Raw genomic sequence first — 14,102 nt, 5'->3', positions numbered from 1 at the left:
TGAATTCACATCAACAAAGCGTCATAAACGTATGATTCAAATGAATTAACAGCTGCGCCCGAGAAATTACTTGAGGTCCGGGTCCGGCTCCTGTGCGGTCAGGCGCCAGATGCCGAACGGCAGATGCCAGGGTTCGATGCGCATCCACTGGGTCTTGCCGTACCAGGTCCAGCGATGGCCATTCATCAGGTCCTCGCCCTGGGTATGGGCGTCATCCGGCAGGCCGAGCTCCCACAGCGGCAACTCGAAATTCGCTTCCTGAGCGTTGTGCGGATCGAGACTGATGGCCACCAGAATGAAGTTCGACAGGTCTGGTGTGCGCTTGCCGAAGTAGAGGATGTTGTCGTTCCAGGCCATGTAGGCCTTGAAACCCAAGTGCGTCTGCAGTGCCGGGTTCTGCCGTCGGATGCGGTTGAGCTGGGCGATCTCGGCGATGATGTTGCCCGGTGCGTGGTAGTCGCGGACGCGAATCTGGTACTTCTCCGAGTCCAGATACTCTTCCTTGCCCGGAATCGCCGCCGACTCGCATAGCTCGAAGCCCGAGTACATGCCCCACAGCCCGGACCCCATGGTCGCCAGCGCGGCGCGGATCAGGAACCCGGCGCGGCCGGAGTCCTGCAGGAAGAACGGATTGATGTCCGGCGTGTTGACGAAGAAGTTGGGCCGGTAGCAGTCGCGCAGCGGGGGCTCGTTCAGTTCGGTGAGGTACTCGCTCAGTTCCGCCTTGGTGTTGCGCCAGGTGAAGTAGGTGTAGCTCTGGCTGTAACCGATCTTGCCCAGACGCGCCATCATGCCGGGGCGTGTGAACGCTTCGGAGAGGAACATCACGTCGCGGTCGCGCTCGCGGATATCGGCAATCAGCCACTCCCAGAACGGCAGCGGCTTGGTGTGCGGGTTGTCGACCCGGAATATCTTCACGCCCTGCTCCACCCAGTGCCAGACCACGTCACGCAGCGCCAGCCAGAGGTCGGGCATGGCATCTTCGGCATAGAAGTCGACGTTGACGATGTCCTGATACTTCTTCGGCGGGTTCTCGGCGTATTTGATCGTGCCGTCCGGGCGCCAGGAGAACCAGCCCGGATGCTCTTTCAGCCAGGGGTGGTCCTGCGAGCACTGGATGGCGAAATCCAGGGCGATCTCAAGGCCATGCTCGCGAGCCGCTGCGACCAGCTCGCGGAAATCATCCAGCGTGCCCAGCTCGGGATGGATGGCGTCGTGGCCGCCCTCTTCGCTGCCGATGGCATAGGGACTGCCCGGATCGTTCGGCCCGGCGTGCAGGCTGTTGTTCGGACCCTTGCGGTGCTGCCGACCGATCGGGTGGATCGGCGGGAAATACAGCACGTCGAAGCCCATGTCGCGAATCGCCGGCAGACGCTTATGCACATCACGGAAGGTGCCGTGGCGATTGGGATCGCCGGTCTCGGAGCGCGGGAACAGTTCGTACCAGCTGGCGAACTGCGCCAACGGGCGTTCCACGTCCAGCGGATACACACGGCTGCGGCTGCAGTGCTCGCGTGGGTCTGCGGCAGCCATCGCCACGGCCGTCTCCGGTGCGAGCAGCAGTGACACGCGCTCGTCATCGGTATGCGCCATGCCGAGGCGGTGCATCAGATCGTCAAGCACCGCGCGGTTCTCGCCCTGGGCGCGGGCGGTGGCCTTCTCCAGCAGCAGACGCCCTTCTTCCAGCTCCAGATGCACCGGAACGCCGGCCGTGTGCTTCTTCGACAGCTCGTAGCGATAGCTCTCGAACACATCCCACCAGGCCTCGATGACGAACTCGTGCTCGGCGACCTGGGTGGGCGTGAACTGGCCTTGCCAGGCGTCGTTGCCGAGCAACTTCAGCCGTGCCCGCCGCCAGCTGGTTTCGCCTTTCTCACGCCAGCACACGGCGGCGGCGAGCTGGTCGTGGCCGTCGGCGAAAATCTTGCTGGTCACGACCACTGGCTGGCCGATGACCGCCTTGGCGGCAAAGCGCCCCTCATCCAGCACCGGCAAGGTGGATTCGATGGCGATGCGCGGCATCTGCAAGGCTTCTTCGAGTCGAGGGTGAATCGTCGCGTTAGGCTGTGCATCGCTCATCGAACGGGCTCCTGGGGCGCATGGGTTCGGGTTGCCCGAGCCGCCTCTGGACGCGTCATCGTGCGGTTCGGGAGGCGACCGGTACGGTTTTCGTCGGCTCTTTCTTCCGAGCCAAGGGACCCTGGAAAGTTCAGCCCCGGGCGGCCGTTAGCCAGCCCGTCCGGCGACCGGTCGAGCCTGGTGGAGTGCCATACGGCAGTTGCCGGTTTCAAGTCCCCCGTGAGTGGGTGCCGAACCCGACCACGCCGACGGTCGCCAGCGCCGCGAGCAGCGACGATTGGCCGGAACCTCGCCTACGTCGGCCGATCAATGCAGAACGGCCGCCAACGCTAAGCTGGCGAACACCAGGAGAACGACGATGACTCACGTGCGACCCGATGTGCCGCAACCCGACCCGATCGTGCATGACAAGCCGGGCGATGTGCCGCAGGTGCCTTGTGCCGAGGAGCTGGACGAACACAAGCCCGGCGCGCCATATGGAAACCAGACCGTGGCGGATACCGACGACCCCCAGACGACCTGATCGCTCGCCGCCACGCCGTTGCCTCAACCCTTCTCCAGGCGCTTGAGCAGTGCCTGCGTCAGCCCCTGGCGAACGGCGCCGTAGCGGGCCCACGGGTCGCTGCGTAATGCCCGCAAACGCTCATCCAGGTTGCCGATGTTCCAGCGATCGGCTCTCTCCAGCTGCGCCAGCTCCTCACGCTCGACAGGCACGGATACCGCCAGCCCCGGACGCGCCCTGACCGAATAAGCGGCAACGGTGCTCGCCCCGCGCTGGTTGCGCAGGTAGTCCACGAAAATTCGCCCGACCCGATTCTGCGGCCCCATTTTGTCGACGATCAGCTCCGGCGCCTCGCGCGCCAGCCGCTCAGTGACCGAGCGAGCAAACTGCCGGGCCAGGTCCCAGTCGTGCCGACGGTCGAGCGGCACCACGACATGCATACCGCGGCCACCGCTGGTCTTGAGGAAGGCCTGCAGTCCCAGGTCGTCCAGCAGCTGCAGCGTCAGCTCGGTCGCCTCCACCATGCTCGACCAGGGCAGCGCGGGATCGGGGTCGAGATCGAAAATGACTCGATCGGGCCGCTCGACGCGATCACTGCGCGCGTTCCAGGTGTGGAACTCGACGGTACCCATCTGCACGGCCTCGATGACCGCGGTGATGTTGTCCGCCTGGATCAGCCGCGCATGCTCGGGATCGAGGTTTTTCGGCAGTGCGCGCATGTGCGGCATCTTCAACCGACCGCAATGGCGTTGGAAAAAGCTTTCGCCGTCGAGGCCTTCAGGTGCACGAACGATGGACAGTGGCCTGCCAGCCAGTTGCGGCACCAATCGGTCGGCGACCGCCTGGTAGTACTCGGCCAGCGCAAGCTTGGTCGCGCCGCTGACCTTGTCGATCACTCGCTGTGGATTACTGATGCCGACGCCACCCACCAGCGGGCGGCCGGCGCTCATGCGCTGCTCTGGCATGGGCTACCCCGATCAGCTCGCCCTTTTGCTGGATTTGCTGCCCGCCGCTGGCGCCTTGCGCGTGCGCGAAGCCGCCGAGGAAGATTTGCTCGTTTTGGCCTTGCTCGCAGTCTTGGGCTTGGCCGGCGCCTTTTCCTCCTCCTCGAGGTCGTTCTCTTTGCTGGCCTTGCCCGGCTTGGCAGCGAGGCTGCGCTTGAGCAGTTCGGTAAGATCGATGACATCCGCCGAACGACGATCCACCGCTTCCTCCGGCCCGCCGACCGCTTCCAGCTTGCCTTCGCGGGCCTTCTTCTCCACCAGCTCCATGATCTGGTCCTGGAAGGTGTCCTTGTACTGTTCCGGCTTCCACTTCTCGGTCATGTCCTCGACCAGGCGCTTGGCCATGTCCAGCTCACGCTCGGCCAGGTCCGGATCGAGCGCTTCGTCCTTCAGTTCCAGGTATTCGACCCCGCGCACCTCGTCGGCCCAGCGCAGGGTGTTCATCACCAGCGCCTTGCCCAGCGGCATTACCACCGCCAGGTGCTGCTTGTTGCGTAGCACCACGTTGGCGATGCCGACCTTGCCGGTCTGGATCAGCGTCTCGCGCAGCAAGGCATAAACCTTTTCGCCGCGGCGGTCCGGCGTCAGGTAGTACGGCGTGTCGATGTAGAGAAAGGAGATGTCCTTGGCGTCGACGAAGGCAACGATATCCACGGTCTGGGTCGCCTTGGGGTGCGCGCCTTTGATCTCGTCATCGCTGATCACCACGTAGTGACCCTTCTCGTACTCGACGCCCTTGACGATGTTCTCGCTGTCGATGTCTTCGCCGGTGGTCTTGTTTATGCGCTTGTAGCCGACCCGGTCCATGCTGCGTTTGTCCAGCCAGTCGAAATCGATGCCCTGGCGGGTGGTGGCCGGTACCAGCGCCACCGGGATGTGTACCAGTCCGAAACTGACTGCGCCTTTCCAGATCGTGCGTGGCATGGTCGTTCTCCAAGCGTTGATGTGGCCGGGCCATTCGTTGGCCCGGCAATGGGTCAGCCGTTGACCACGGTGCCGCCGTTGACGTGGATAACCTGGCCGCTCACGTAGGCTGCATCGCTGCTGGCCAGGTAGACATACGCCGGCGCCACTTCATCGGGCTGGCCGGGGCGCTTCATCGGCGTGTTGGAGCCGAATTCGGCGACCTCGTCGGCATCGAAGGTCGACGGAATCAACGGCGTCCAGATCGGTCCCGGCGCGACGCCGTTGACGCGGATGCCACGCTCGGCGAGGTTCATCGACAGCGAACGGGTGAAGGCCGTGATTGCGCCCTTGGTGGCCGAATAGTCCAGCAACTGCGGGCTGCCCTTGTAGGCGGTAACCGAGGTGGTGTTGATGATCGAAGCGCCCTTGCCGAGATGCGGTAGCGCCGCCTTGGTCATCTGAAACATGCCGAAGATGTTGGTGCGGAAGGTCTTCTCCCACTGCTCTTCGCTGATGTCTTCGAGCTTTTCCTGCGGGTGCTGCTCGGCGGCGTTGTTGACCAGGATGTCGAGCTTGCCGAACGCAGCGAGGGATTCGTCGATGACCTTGCGGCAGACGTCGCGATCGGCCACGTCACCGGCGAAGGTCAGGCAGCGACGGCCGTACTGTTCGACCACGGTGCGGGTTTCCTCAGCGTCCTGATGCTGGTCGAGGTAGAGAATCGCCACGTCGGCGCCCTCACGGGCGTATAGCACGGCCACCGAGCGGCCGATGCCGCTGTCACCACCGGTGATGATCGCTACCTTGCCTTCGAGCTTGCCCGCCGCCTTGTAGTCTTCGCCGCGGTATTCCGGGCGCGGGTTCATCAGCCCTTCCTTGCCGGGCTCGGGCTGCTCCTGCGGCGGTAGGGTCTGATTGTCTTCACCCATGGAAAATCCTCCGTCAAGGTTATGAGCCTGTCTTCGGAGGACTTGAACGGCGCGAGAAAAGTTTCTACGGGGCGATGAGAGGGCCCTGTACAGGCCCTCGAAGGGTCAGGTCAGCGTCAGCACGACGCGGCCGCGGGGTACGCCGCTTTCGACATACTGGTGGGCTTCGACTGCCTGCTCGAACGGGAACTGGCGGTCGAGCTGCGGCCAGATCAGCCGGTCCACGGTGAGCTGGTTGATATGCTGCAGCGCACGCTCCACGGCTTCACGGTTCTGCTCGATGCCCAGCTCCGGCTGCCCGGTGAAGTCGCACAGGCAGTGCAGGAAGAACTTGAAGTTCTTCTTGAAGGCCGCACACACCGGCAGGGCCGTTTCGTTGCCGCCGTTCATGCCATAGAGGATCAGCTTGCCCAGCGGCGCCATGACGTCGCCGAGCAGTTTCATCTGCGAACCGCCACAGGCATCCAGCACCACGTCGACGCCGCGGCCTTCGGTCACCTTCTGCAGGCGGCCGACCAGGTCTTCCTCTTCGGTGACGATCACCGTCTCCGCGCCCAGCTCGCGCAGGTAGTCACGGTCCTCGCTGGTGTCGCAGGTGGCGATCACCCGGCCGCCCAACGCCTTGGCCAGCTGTACGGCTGCCGGCCCGGTGCAGTGAGCCGCCTGGTTGATCAGCACGTATTGGCCGGGTTCCAGCTGGGCCAGTTCGACCAGCGCGAAATAGCTGACCAGCATCGGCGTGTAGTGGATCGCCGCCTCACTGGCGCTGAGCATGTCCGGATAACGCACCAGCGCCTGCTGCGGCAACAGCGCATGCTCGGCGTAGAGCGGATACTGATTGAGATCGTGGGCCGGGAAGCCGGCAACATGATCGCCGACACTGAAGCCCTGAACGCCCTCACCCACCGCCAGCACCTCGCCCGCCACCTCGCTGCCGAGCCCGGCAGGCAGACGCGCGTGTCGTGGCGCGAGGTCCTGGCGCCAGAGCACGTCATTCCAGCTGACGCCGATGGCGCGCACGCCAATCAGCACCTCGCCTGGGCCGGCAACCGGCATTGCGCGTTCCTCGTGGCGCAACACGTCGGCCGGGCCGAACTGATGAAAACGGATGATGCGGGACATTTCGACCCCTCACTTACTACTGTGCGAACGGACTCTATCGTCAGTATCGTCACAACTCCAGTGAACGGCGTGGATTCCCATCGATAGTTCCCATGCGCAGTAATGATGGAACTACGTATGTATGCTTGCCGGCGCATTGCAGCTTTGTGCATTTCGAAAGCGGGATCGGGCATGCCGTTGGCAGCCGAAGCTGTCTAGAATGCAGACCACCCTCCAGAGCCGGACGCCTCCTGGTCCGGCTGCAGGCTCGACGTGAACCAGGTATGAATCGCAACGACCTTCGCCGTGTTGACCTCAATCTGCTGATCGTCTTCGAAACGCTGATGCACGAGCGCAGCGTGACCCGCGCAGCGGAAAAGCTGTTTCTCGGCCAGCCGGCGATCAGTGCCGCCCTGGCACGACTGCGCACGCTGTTCGACGATCCGCTCTTCGTCCGTACCGGCCGCAGCATGGAGCCGACCGCTCGCGCGCTGGAGATCGCCCAGCTGCTTTCACCGGCGCTGGACTCGATCTCCACCGCCGTTAGCCGCGCCTCGACCTTCGACCCGGCGACCAGCACCCAGGTGTTTCGCATCGGCCTGACCGATGAAGTCGAGTTCGCCCTGCTACCGCCGCTGCTGCGCCGCCTGCGCGCCGAAGCGCCGGACGTGGTGCTGGTGGTGCGCCGCGCCAACTATCTGTTGATGCCCGGCCTGCTGGCGTCCGGTGAGATATCGGTGGGCGTCTGCTACACCGAGGAGCTGCCGGCCAACGCCAAGCGCAAAGTACTGCGCCGGCCCAAGCCGATGCTGCTGCGTGCCGACAGCATTCCCGGCCGGCTGAGCATGGCGGACTACTGCAGCCGTCCGCATGCGATGGTCTCCTTTGCCGGCGATCTCAACGGCTATATCGACGAGGAACTGGCGCTGCACGGCTGCAAGCGCAAGGTGGTTTTGGCGGTGCCGCAGTTCAACGGCCTGGCCAGCCTGCTTGCCGGCACCGACATCATCGCCACCGTCCCGGACTACGCCGCCGCGGCGCTGGCGGCCAACGGCGGCGTGCGCGCCGAACCTCTGCCGTTTCAGACCAGCCAGGATTTCGAGCTGTCCATGGCCTGGCGCGGCGCCCAGGACAACGATCCCGCCGAGCGCTGGCTGCGTTCGCGCATCCAGATGTTCGTCGGCGATCCGGATAGTCTCTGACAGGCCCGACGCCCGGGGCTTCGCGGCGCGTGCCGGGTAGACAGGCCTGCTCCCGCCAGTGATGCGCTGACCGGTTTTTCGTGGCTTCGAGCGTGGTCGCTGGGAAATGCCGCGCCGAGGCTTCGGCGGCGGCAGGGTTCATTCGCGGCCAATACCGCTCCCAAGCATAGGTGAGCAATATCCTCGCGCTGCGCTGATAACGAATGCGCAACCATCACCGCCAATGATATTCACCTTCGCCTCGTTCGATTTTTGCTGAACGGCTTGACCACGCAGACTCCTCCCATCAACAAATCCGACTTGCGGAGTCAAGCATGGAACGTTCGTTCAACGCCTTGCGTTTTCCCCTTATCGCCCTGACGGTGCTGATCACCGCCGCTTGTGGCAAGGCGCCGGAGGCCACCCAGTCGGGCATGCCGCCACCCGCCGTCAGCGTCGCGGAAGTCATCGAGCAACAGGTGACCGAGTGGGATGAACTCACTGGCCGCCTGGAAGCGCCGGAGTCGGTGGAGATCCGCCCGCGCGTGTCCGGTTTCATCGACAAGGTGGCCTTCGAGGAAGGCGCGCTGGTGAAGAAAGGCGACCTCTTGTTCCAGATCGACCCGCGCCCGTTCCAGGCTGAGGTCAAGCGCCTGCAGGCGCAACTGCAACAGGCTCGCGCCAACCAGCAACGTACCGTAGCCGAAGCCGAACGCGGCGAACGCCTGCGCAAGAAGAACGCGATTTCCGACGAGCTCGCCGACGCCCGCGTCAGTGCCGCCAGCGAAGCCCGCTCGGCAACCGCGGCGATTCAGGCGCAACTGGACCGCGCGCAGCTGGATCTCTCCTTCACCCGCGTGACCGCGCCCATCGACGGCCGCGTCGGCCGGGCGCTGATCACCGCCGGCAACCTGGTCAACGCCGGCGAGGCGCTGCTGACCACGCTGGTCTCCACCGACAAGGTCTATGCCTATTTCGAGGCCGATGAGCGTACCTACCTCAAGTACCGCGAGCTGGCGCGCAACGGCGACCGTGGCGAGGCGACCCCGGTCTACCTCGGCCTGTCCAGCGAGGACGGTCACCCGCACCTGGGCCACATGGACTTCGTCGACAACCAGGTCGACCCGCGCACCGGCACCATCCGCGGTCGCGCCGTGTTCGACAACCGCGACGGCAGCTTCACCCCCGGCCTGTATGCACGCCTGAAGCTGGTCGGCAGCGCCACCTACGACGCCGTGCTGATCAAGGACGTCGCCGTAGGTACGGATCTGGGCAAGAAGTTCGTCTTGGTACTGGCCGAAGACGGCACTGTAGCCTACCGCCCGGTCGAGCTCGGTCCCAAGCTCGAAGGGCTGCGCATCGTCCGCAGCGGCCTGGCCAAGGGCGAAAGCATCGTGGTGAACGGTCTGCAGCGGGTGCGCCCGGGCAGCCCGGTGCAGCCGGAATCAGTGCCGATGGCCGACGCCGAGACACTGGCCACCCTGCGCCAGCAGAACCGCGCGATCAGCGAGGCGATGAAACCGCAGGTCGTCGAGCGCAGCCTGGCTCAGCGTCCTAGCAGCTGAATACCTCCCAGAACTGACCTGAACTCCGGCGCGCCTGCCGCGCCAATCCGATCGATCCGCCAGGGCGCCAGACGCGCGCCCTACCCCGGAGTGCGCCATGAATTTCTCGCAATTCTTCATCAAGCGGCCGATTTTTGCCGCCGTGCTGTCGCTGGTGATCCTCATCGGCGGAGCCATCTCGCTGTTCCAGCTGCCGATCAGCGAATACCCCGAAGTCGTCCCGCCCACCGTGGTGGTACGTGCCAACTTCCCTGGCGCCAACCCCAAGGTGATCGGCGAAACCGTCGCATCCCCGCTGGAGCAGGCCATCACCGGCGTCGAGGGCATGCTCTACATGTCGTCCCAGGCGACCGCCGACGGCAAGCTGACCCTGACCATCACCTTTGGCCTGGGCACTGATCTGGACAACGCCCAGGTGCAGGTGCAGAACCGCGTCACGCGCACCATGCCGACCTTGCCCACCGAGGTGCAGCGCCTCGGCGTGACCGTGGACAAGGCCTCGCCGGACCTGACCATGGTGGTGCACCTGACCTCGCCGGATCAGCGCTACGACATGCTCTACCTGTCCAACTACGCCGCACTCAACGTCAAGGACGAGCTGGCGCGGCTGGATGGCATCGGTGATGTGCAGCTGTTCGGCATGGGCGATTACTCCCTGCGCGTCTGGCTCGACCCGGAGAAGGTCGCCTCGCGCAACCTCACTGCATCGGACGTGGTCAACGCCATTCGCGAGCAGAACCGCCAGGTCGCTGCAGGTTCTCTGGGCGCACCGCCGGCACCGGGCGCGACGGACTTCCAGCTGTCGATCAACACCCAGGGCCGTCTGGTCACCGAGGAAGAATTCGAGAACATCATCATCCGCGCCGGCGAAGACGGTTCGATCACCCGCCTGCGGGACATCGCTCGTGTCGAACTGGGCTCCAGCCAGTACGCGCTGCGTTCGCTGCTGAACAACCAGCCCGCCGTCGCCATTCCGGTATTCCAGCGCCCGGGTTCGAACGCCATCGAGATCTCCGACTCGGTGCGCGCACGCATGGCCGAGCTGAAACGCGACTTCCCGGAAGGCGTGGACTACGAGATCGCATACGACCCGACCATCTTCGTGCGCGGCTCCATCGAGGCAGTGGTGCATACGCTGCTCGAGGCCATCGTGCTGGTGGTGCTGGTGGTGATCCTGTTCCTGCAGACCTGGCGCGCCTCGATCATTCCACTGGCCGCGGTGCCGGTGTCGCTGATCGGCACCTTCGCGGTCATGCACCTGCTCGGTTTCTCGCTCAACGCGCTGTCGCTGTTCGGCCTGGTGTTGGCCATCGGCATCGTGGTGGACGACGCCATCGTCGTGGTGGAAAACGTCGAGCGCAACATCGGCCTCGGCAAGTCGCCGGAGGAAGCGACCCGTCAGGCCATGAAGGAAGTGACCGGGCCGATCATCGCCACGGCGCTGGTGCTTTGCGCGGTGTTCATCCCGACGGCGTTCATTTCCGGCCTCACCGGGCAGTTCTACCAGCAGTTCGCGCTGACCATCGCCATTTCCACGGTGATCTCGGCGTTCAACTCGCTGACCCTGTCGCCGGCACTGGCCGCCGCACTCCTCAGGTCGCACGACGCACCAAAGGACGGCTTCTCGCGTCTGCTCGATCGAATTTTTGGCGGCTGGCTGTTCGCCCCATTCAACCGCATGTTCGACCGCGCCAGCGACGGCTACGTCGGCCTGGTGCGGCGCATCCTGCGCGGCAGCGGCATTGCGCTGGTGGTCTATGTCGGACTGGTCGGCCTCGGCTACATGGGCTTCGCCAGCACGCCGACCGGTTTTGTGCCACCGCAGGACAAGCAGTACCTGGTCGCCTTCGCCCAACTGCCGGACGCCGCAACCCTGGACCGCACCGAGGACGTGATCAAGCGCATGTCGGAAATTGCCGGCAAGCACCCGGGCGTGGAGAACACCGTGGCCTTCCCGGGCTTGTCGATCAACGGCTTCACCAATAGCCCGAACAGCGGCATCGTATTCACCCCGCTCAAGCCCTTCGATGAGCGCAAGGACCCGTCGCTCTCGGCGAACGCCATCGCAGCGGACCTTAACGGCCAGTTCGCGCAGATCCAGGACGCCTTTATCGCCATCTTCCCGCCGCCACCCGTACAGGGCCTGGGCACCATCGGCGGTTTCCGCGTGCAGGTGCAGGACCGCGGCAACCTCGGCTACGAGGAGCTGTACAGCCAGGTGCAGAACGTCATCGCCAAGAGCGCGGACTATCCGGAGCTGGCCGGCCTGTTCACCAGCTATCAGGTGAACGTGCCGCAGGTGGATGCCGACATCGACCGGGAAAAAGCCAAGACCCACGGCGTGCCGATCGACGAGATCTTCGACACCATGCAGGTCTACCTCGGCTCGCTATACGCCAACGACTTCAACCGCTTCGGCCGCACCTATCAGGTCAACGTCCAGGCCGACCAGAAGTTCCGCCTCGCACCAGAGCAGATCGGTCAGCTGAAGGTGCGCAACAACCGCGGCGAGATGGTCCCACTGTCGACCTTCGTCAACGTCACCGACAGCGCCGGGCCGGATCGAGTGATGCACTACAACGGCTTCCTCACCGCAGAGATCAATGGCGCGGCCGCACCGGGCTACAGCTCCGGGCAGGCCGAGGCGGCCATGGAGCGCCTGCTCAAGGCTGAACTGCCAAATGGCATGAGCTACGAATGGACCGAGCTGACCTATCAGCAGATCCTCGCTGGTAACACCGCAATCTTCGTCTTCCCGCTCTGCGTGTTGCTGGCCTTTCTGGTGCTCGCCGCGCAGTACGAGAGCTGGAGCCTACCGCTGGCGGTGATTCTGATCGTACCGATGACACTGCTGTCCGCCATCACCGGGGTGATCCTGGCCGGTAGCGACAACAACGTGTTCACCCAGATCGGCCTGATCGTGCTGGTGGGCCTGGCGTGCAAGAACGCCATCCTCATCGTCGAGTTCGCCAAGGACAAGCAGGAGGAAGGCATGGACCGGCTGGGGGCCATCCTCGAAGCCTGCCGCCTGCGTCTGCGGCCGATCCTGATGACCAGCTTCGCCTTCATCATGGGCGTGGTGCCGCTGGTGCTCTCCAGCGGGGCCGGTGCCGAGATGCGTCATGCCATGGGTGTCGCGGTGTTCAGCGGCATGCTCGGGGTGACCTTCTTCGGGCTCCTGCTGACCCCGGTGTTCTATCTGGTGATTCGCGCCTTCGTCGAGAAACGCGAAGCCCGCAAAGCGGTTTACAAGGAGGCCCGCGCATGAAGTTCTTCGCCCTTTCCCTGCTCACACTGGCACTGAGCGCCTGTGCGGTAGGCCCCGATTACCGGGCACCGCAGCAGGAACCGGCGCGTATCGACAGCGCTTCGGCTGGCGAATACGACCACTCACGCTTCGAAGCGGCCTGGTGGCAGCAGTTCGACGACCCGACGCTGGACGCCCTGGTCGGCGAAGCGCTGGCCGAGAACCGCGAACTGCGCATCGCCTATGCCCGCCTACGGGCGGCACGGGCTATTCGCGATGACGTCAGCAATGATCGTCTGCCCACCGTCACCGCGGGCGCCAGCGCCGATATCGGCAAGGCCCAGCAACCCGGCGTGACCGAACAGCGTGTGAATGCCGAACGCTACGACCTCGGGCTGGACATGGCCTGGGAGCTGGACCTGTTCGGCCGAATCCAGCGCCGCCTGGAATCCAGCGAGGCGCAGGCTGATGCCGTCGAGGCCGAGCTCTACCAGCTGCAGGTCAGCCTGATTGCCGAGCTGGTGGATGCCTACGGTCAGCTGCGCGGTGCCCAGCTGCGTGAGCGCATCGCCCGCGACAACCTGGCCAACCAGCGCAATTCCCATGAGCTGACCGAACAGCTGCGCGAAGCGGGCGTCGGCAGCGAGCTCGACGTGCTGCGCGCCGATGCCCGTCTGGCGGCCACCGAGGCCAGCCTGCCACAGCTCAGGGCGCAGCAGGCGCGTGCGCGCAACCGCATCGCTACCCTGCTCGGCCAGCGCGCCGATCAGCTCAGCGTCGACCTCTCGCCCCGCGAGCTGCCGGCAATCGCCAAGTCGCTACCGATTGGCGATCCCGGCGAGCTGCTGCGCCGGCGCCCGGACATTCGTGCAGCCGAGCGTCAGCTGGCCGCGGCCACTGCCGATGTCGGCGTGGCGACGGCCGACCTGTTTCCGCGCGTGAGTCTGTCGGGCTTTCTCGGCTTCGTTGCCGGGCGCGGCTCGCAGATCGGTTCCAGCGCGGCGCGGGCCTGGGGCGTGGCGCCGAGCATCAGCTGGGCAGCATTCGACCTGGGCAGCGTGCGGGCCCGCCTGCGTGGTGCCGAAGCCGACGCCGATGCGGCGCTGGCCAGCTATGAGCAACAGGTATTGCTGGCACTTGAAGAGTCAGAGAACGCCTTCAGCGACTACGCCAACGCCCAGCAGCGCCTGCTTTCTTTGGTCCGCCAGTCGACAGCCAGCCGCGCCGCCGCGCAGCAGGCGGAGATCCGCTATCGCGAAGGCACTGCCGATTTCCTCGTGCTGCTCGATGCCGAGCGCGAGCGGCTGACGGCCGAAGACGCTCAGGCGCAAGCCGAAGTGGAGCTCTATCGCGGGGTGGTGGCGCTGTACAAGGCCCTTGGCGGTGGCTGGGAAGTCCCCGAGCAGACGCCGCGAACGGCCGCGGCAGAGCAGTTGCAGTCCGCGGGAGGTCGCGCAGAAATGTGACACGGTGCCGCTCCCGCCGGGTTGGTTGGGGAAAGCGCTTTCAGTCGTCACCTATCTTTGGCATAAGGAGCGGCTGAAAGCCTAGAAGCGTCCTCGCGGTCGGTCCGCCTGGATGCACTGCC

The 14,102-nt window shown here is 65.0% G+C and carries 10 protein-coding genes; 5 read left to right on the top strand and 5 right to left on the bottom strand.

The genetic code is table 11. From position 1 onward, the window contains the following. Positions 1-66: 66 nt before the first annotated feature. A complete protein-coding gene (locus tag LLJ08_RS10420; protein WP_228206969.1) occupies positions 67-2,079 on the bottom strand; it encodes an alpha-1,4-glucan--maltose-1-phosphate maltosyltransferase in 2,013 nt (670 codons plus the stop codon). 358 nt (positions 2,080-2,437) lie between these two features. Between LLJ08_RS10420 and LLJ08_RS10415 the strand changes: the two genes are divergently transcribed. Further along, positions 2,438-2,602, top strand: a complete 165-nt coding sequence (locus tag LLJ08_RS10415) for a hypothetical protein (protein ID WP_003285031.1) — start codon at positions 2,438-2,440, stop codon at positions 2,600-2,602. 23 nt (positions 2,603-2,625) lie between these two features. On the opposite strand, the gene ligD is transcribed toward LLJ08_RS10415, so the two are convergent. The 4 genes from ligD to LLJ08_RS10395 form a co-directional block, all read right to left on the bottom strand. Next, entirely contained in the window at positions 2,626-3,546 is a 921-nt protein-coding gene (gene ligD / locus LLJ08_RS10410) for a non-homologous end-joining DNA ligase (protein WP_228206968.1), read from the bottom strand. A 12-nt stretch (positions 3,547-3,558) separates the two neighbouring features. Beyond that, positions 3,559-4,509 carry a non-homologous end joining protein Ku gene (gene ku / locus LLJ08_RS10405; protein ID WP_228206967.1) on the bottom strand — a complete coding sequence of 317 codons (951 nt, stop codon included), beginning with the start codon at positions 4,507-4,509 and terminating at the stop codon, positions 3,559-3,561. Between the two features lie 53 nt (positions 4,510-4,562). After that, entirely contained in the window at positions 4,563-5,420 is an 858-nt protein-coding gene (locus LLJ08_RS10400) for an SDR family oxidoreductase (RefSeq protein ID WP_228206966.1), read from the bottom strand. Positions 5,421-5,525: 105 nt separating this feature from the next. Further along, positions 5,526-6,542 carry a zinc-dependent alcohol dehydrogenase family protein gene (locus LLJ08_RS10395; RefSeq protein WP_023445356.1) on the bottom strand — a complete coding sequence of 339 codons (1,017 nt, stop codon included), beginning with the start codon at positions 6,540-6,542 and terminating at the stop codon, positions 5,526-5,528. Positions 6,543-6,805: 263 nt separating this feature from the next. Here LLJ08_RS10395 and LLJ08_RS10390 point away from each other — a divergent pair, with 263 nt between their 5' ends. The 4 genes from LLJ08_RS10390 (at position 6,806) to LLJ08_RS10375 (ending at position 13,980) form a co-directional block, all read left to right on the top strand. Then, positions 6,806-7,723: a LysR substrate-binding domain-containing protein gene (locus LLJ08_RS10390; protein WP_228206965.1), complete on the top strand. Its 918-nt coding sequence runs from the start codon at positions 6,806-6,808 to the stop codon at positions 7,721-7,723. Positions 7,724-8,037: 314 nt separating this feature from the next. After that, entirely contained in the window at positions 8,038-9,267 is a 1,230-nt protein-coding gene (gene mexE / locus LLJ08_RS10385) for a multidrug efflux RND transporter periplasmic adaptor subunit MexE (protein WP_042928125.1), read from the top strand. A gap of 97 nt (positions 9,268-9,364) precedes the next feature. Beyond that, positions 9,365-12,535, top strand: coding sequence for an efflux RND transporter permease subunit (locus tag LLJ08_RS10380; RefSeq protein WP_228206964.1), 3,171 nt, complete (start codon positions 9,365-9,367; stop codon positions 12,533-12,535). Further along, positions 12,532-13,980 (top strand): efflux transporter outer membrane subunit, encoded by a 1,449-nt coding sequence (locus LLJ08_RS10375; protein ID WP_228206963.1) that lies wholly within the window; start codon positions 12,532-12,534, stop codon positions 13,978-13,980. The genes LLJ08_RS10380 and LLJ08_RS10375 overlap by 4 nt, the downstream gene beginning before the upstream one ends. Positions 13,981-14,102 lie beyond the last annotated feature (122 nt).

This window comes from Stutzerimonas chloritidismutans, from assembly GCF_020783375.1.
GTDB lineage: Bacteria > Pseudomonadota > Gammaproteobacteria > Pseudomonadales > Pseudomonadaceae > Stutzerimonas > Stutzerimonas kunmingensis.
The sequence above is the reverse complement of the archived record's forward strand: the minus strand, read 5'-3'. Positions and strand labels throughout refer to the sequence as shown.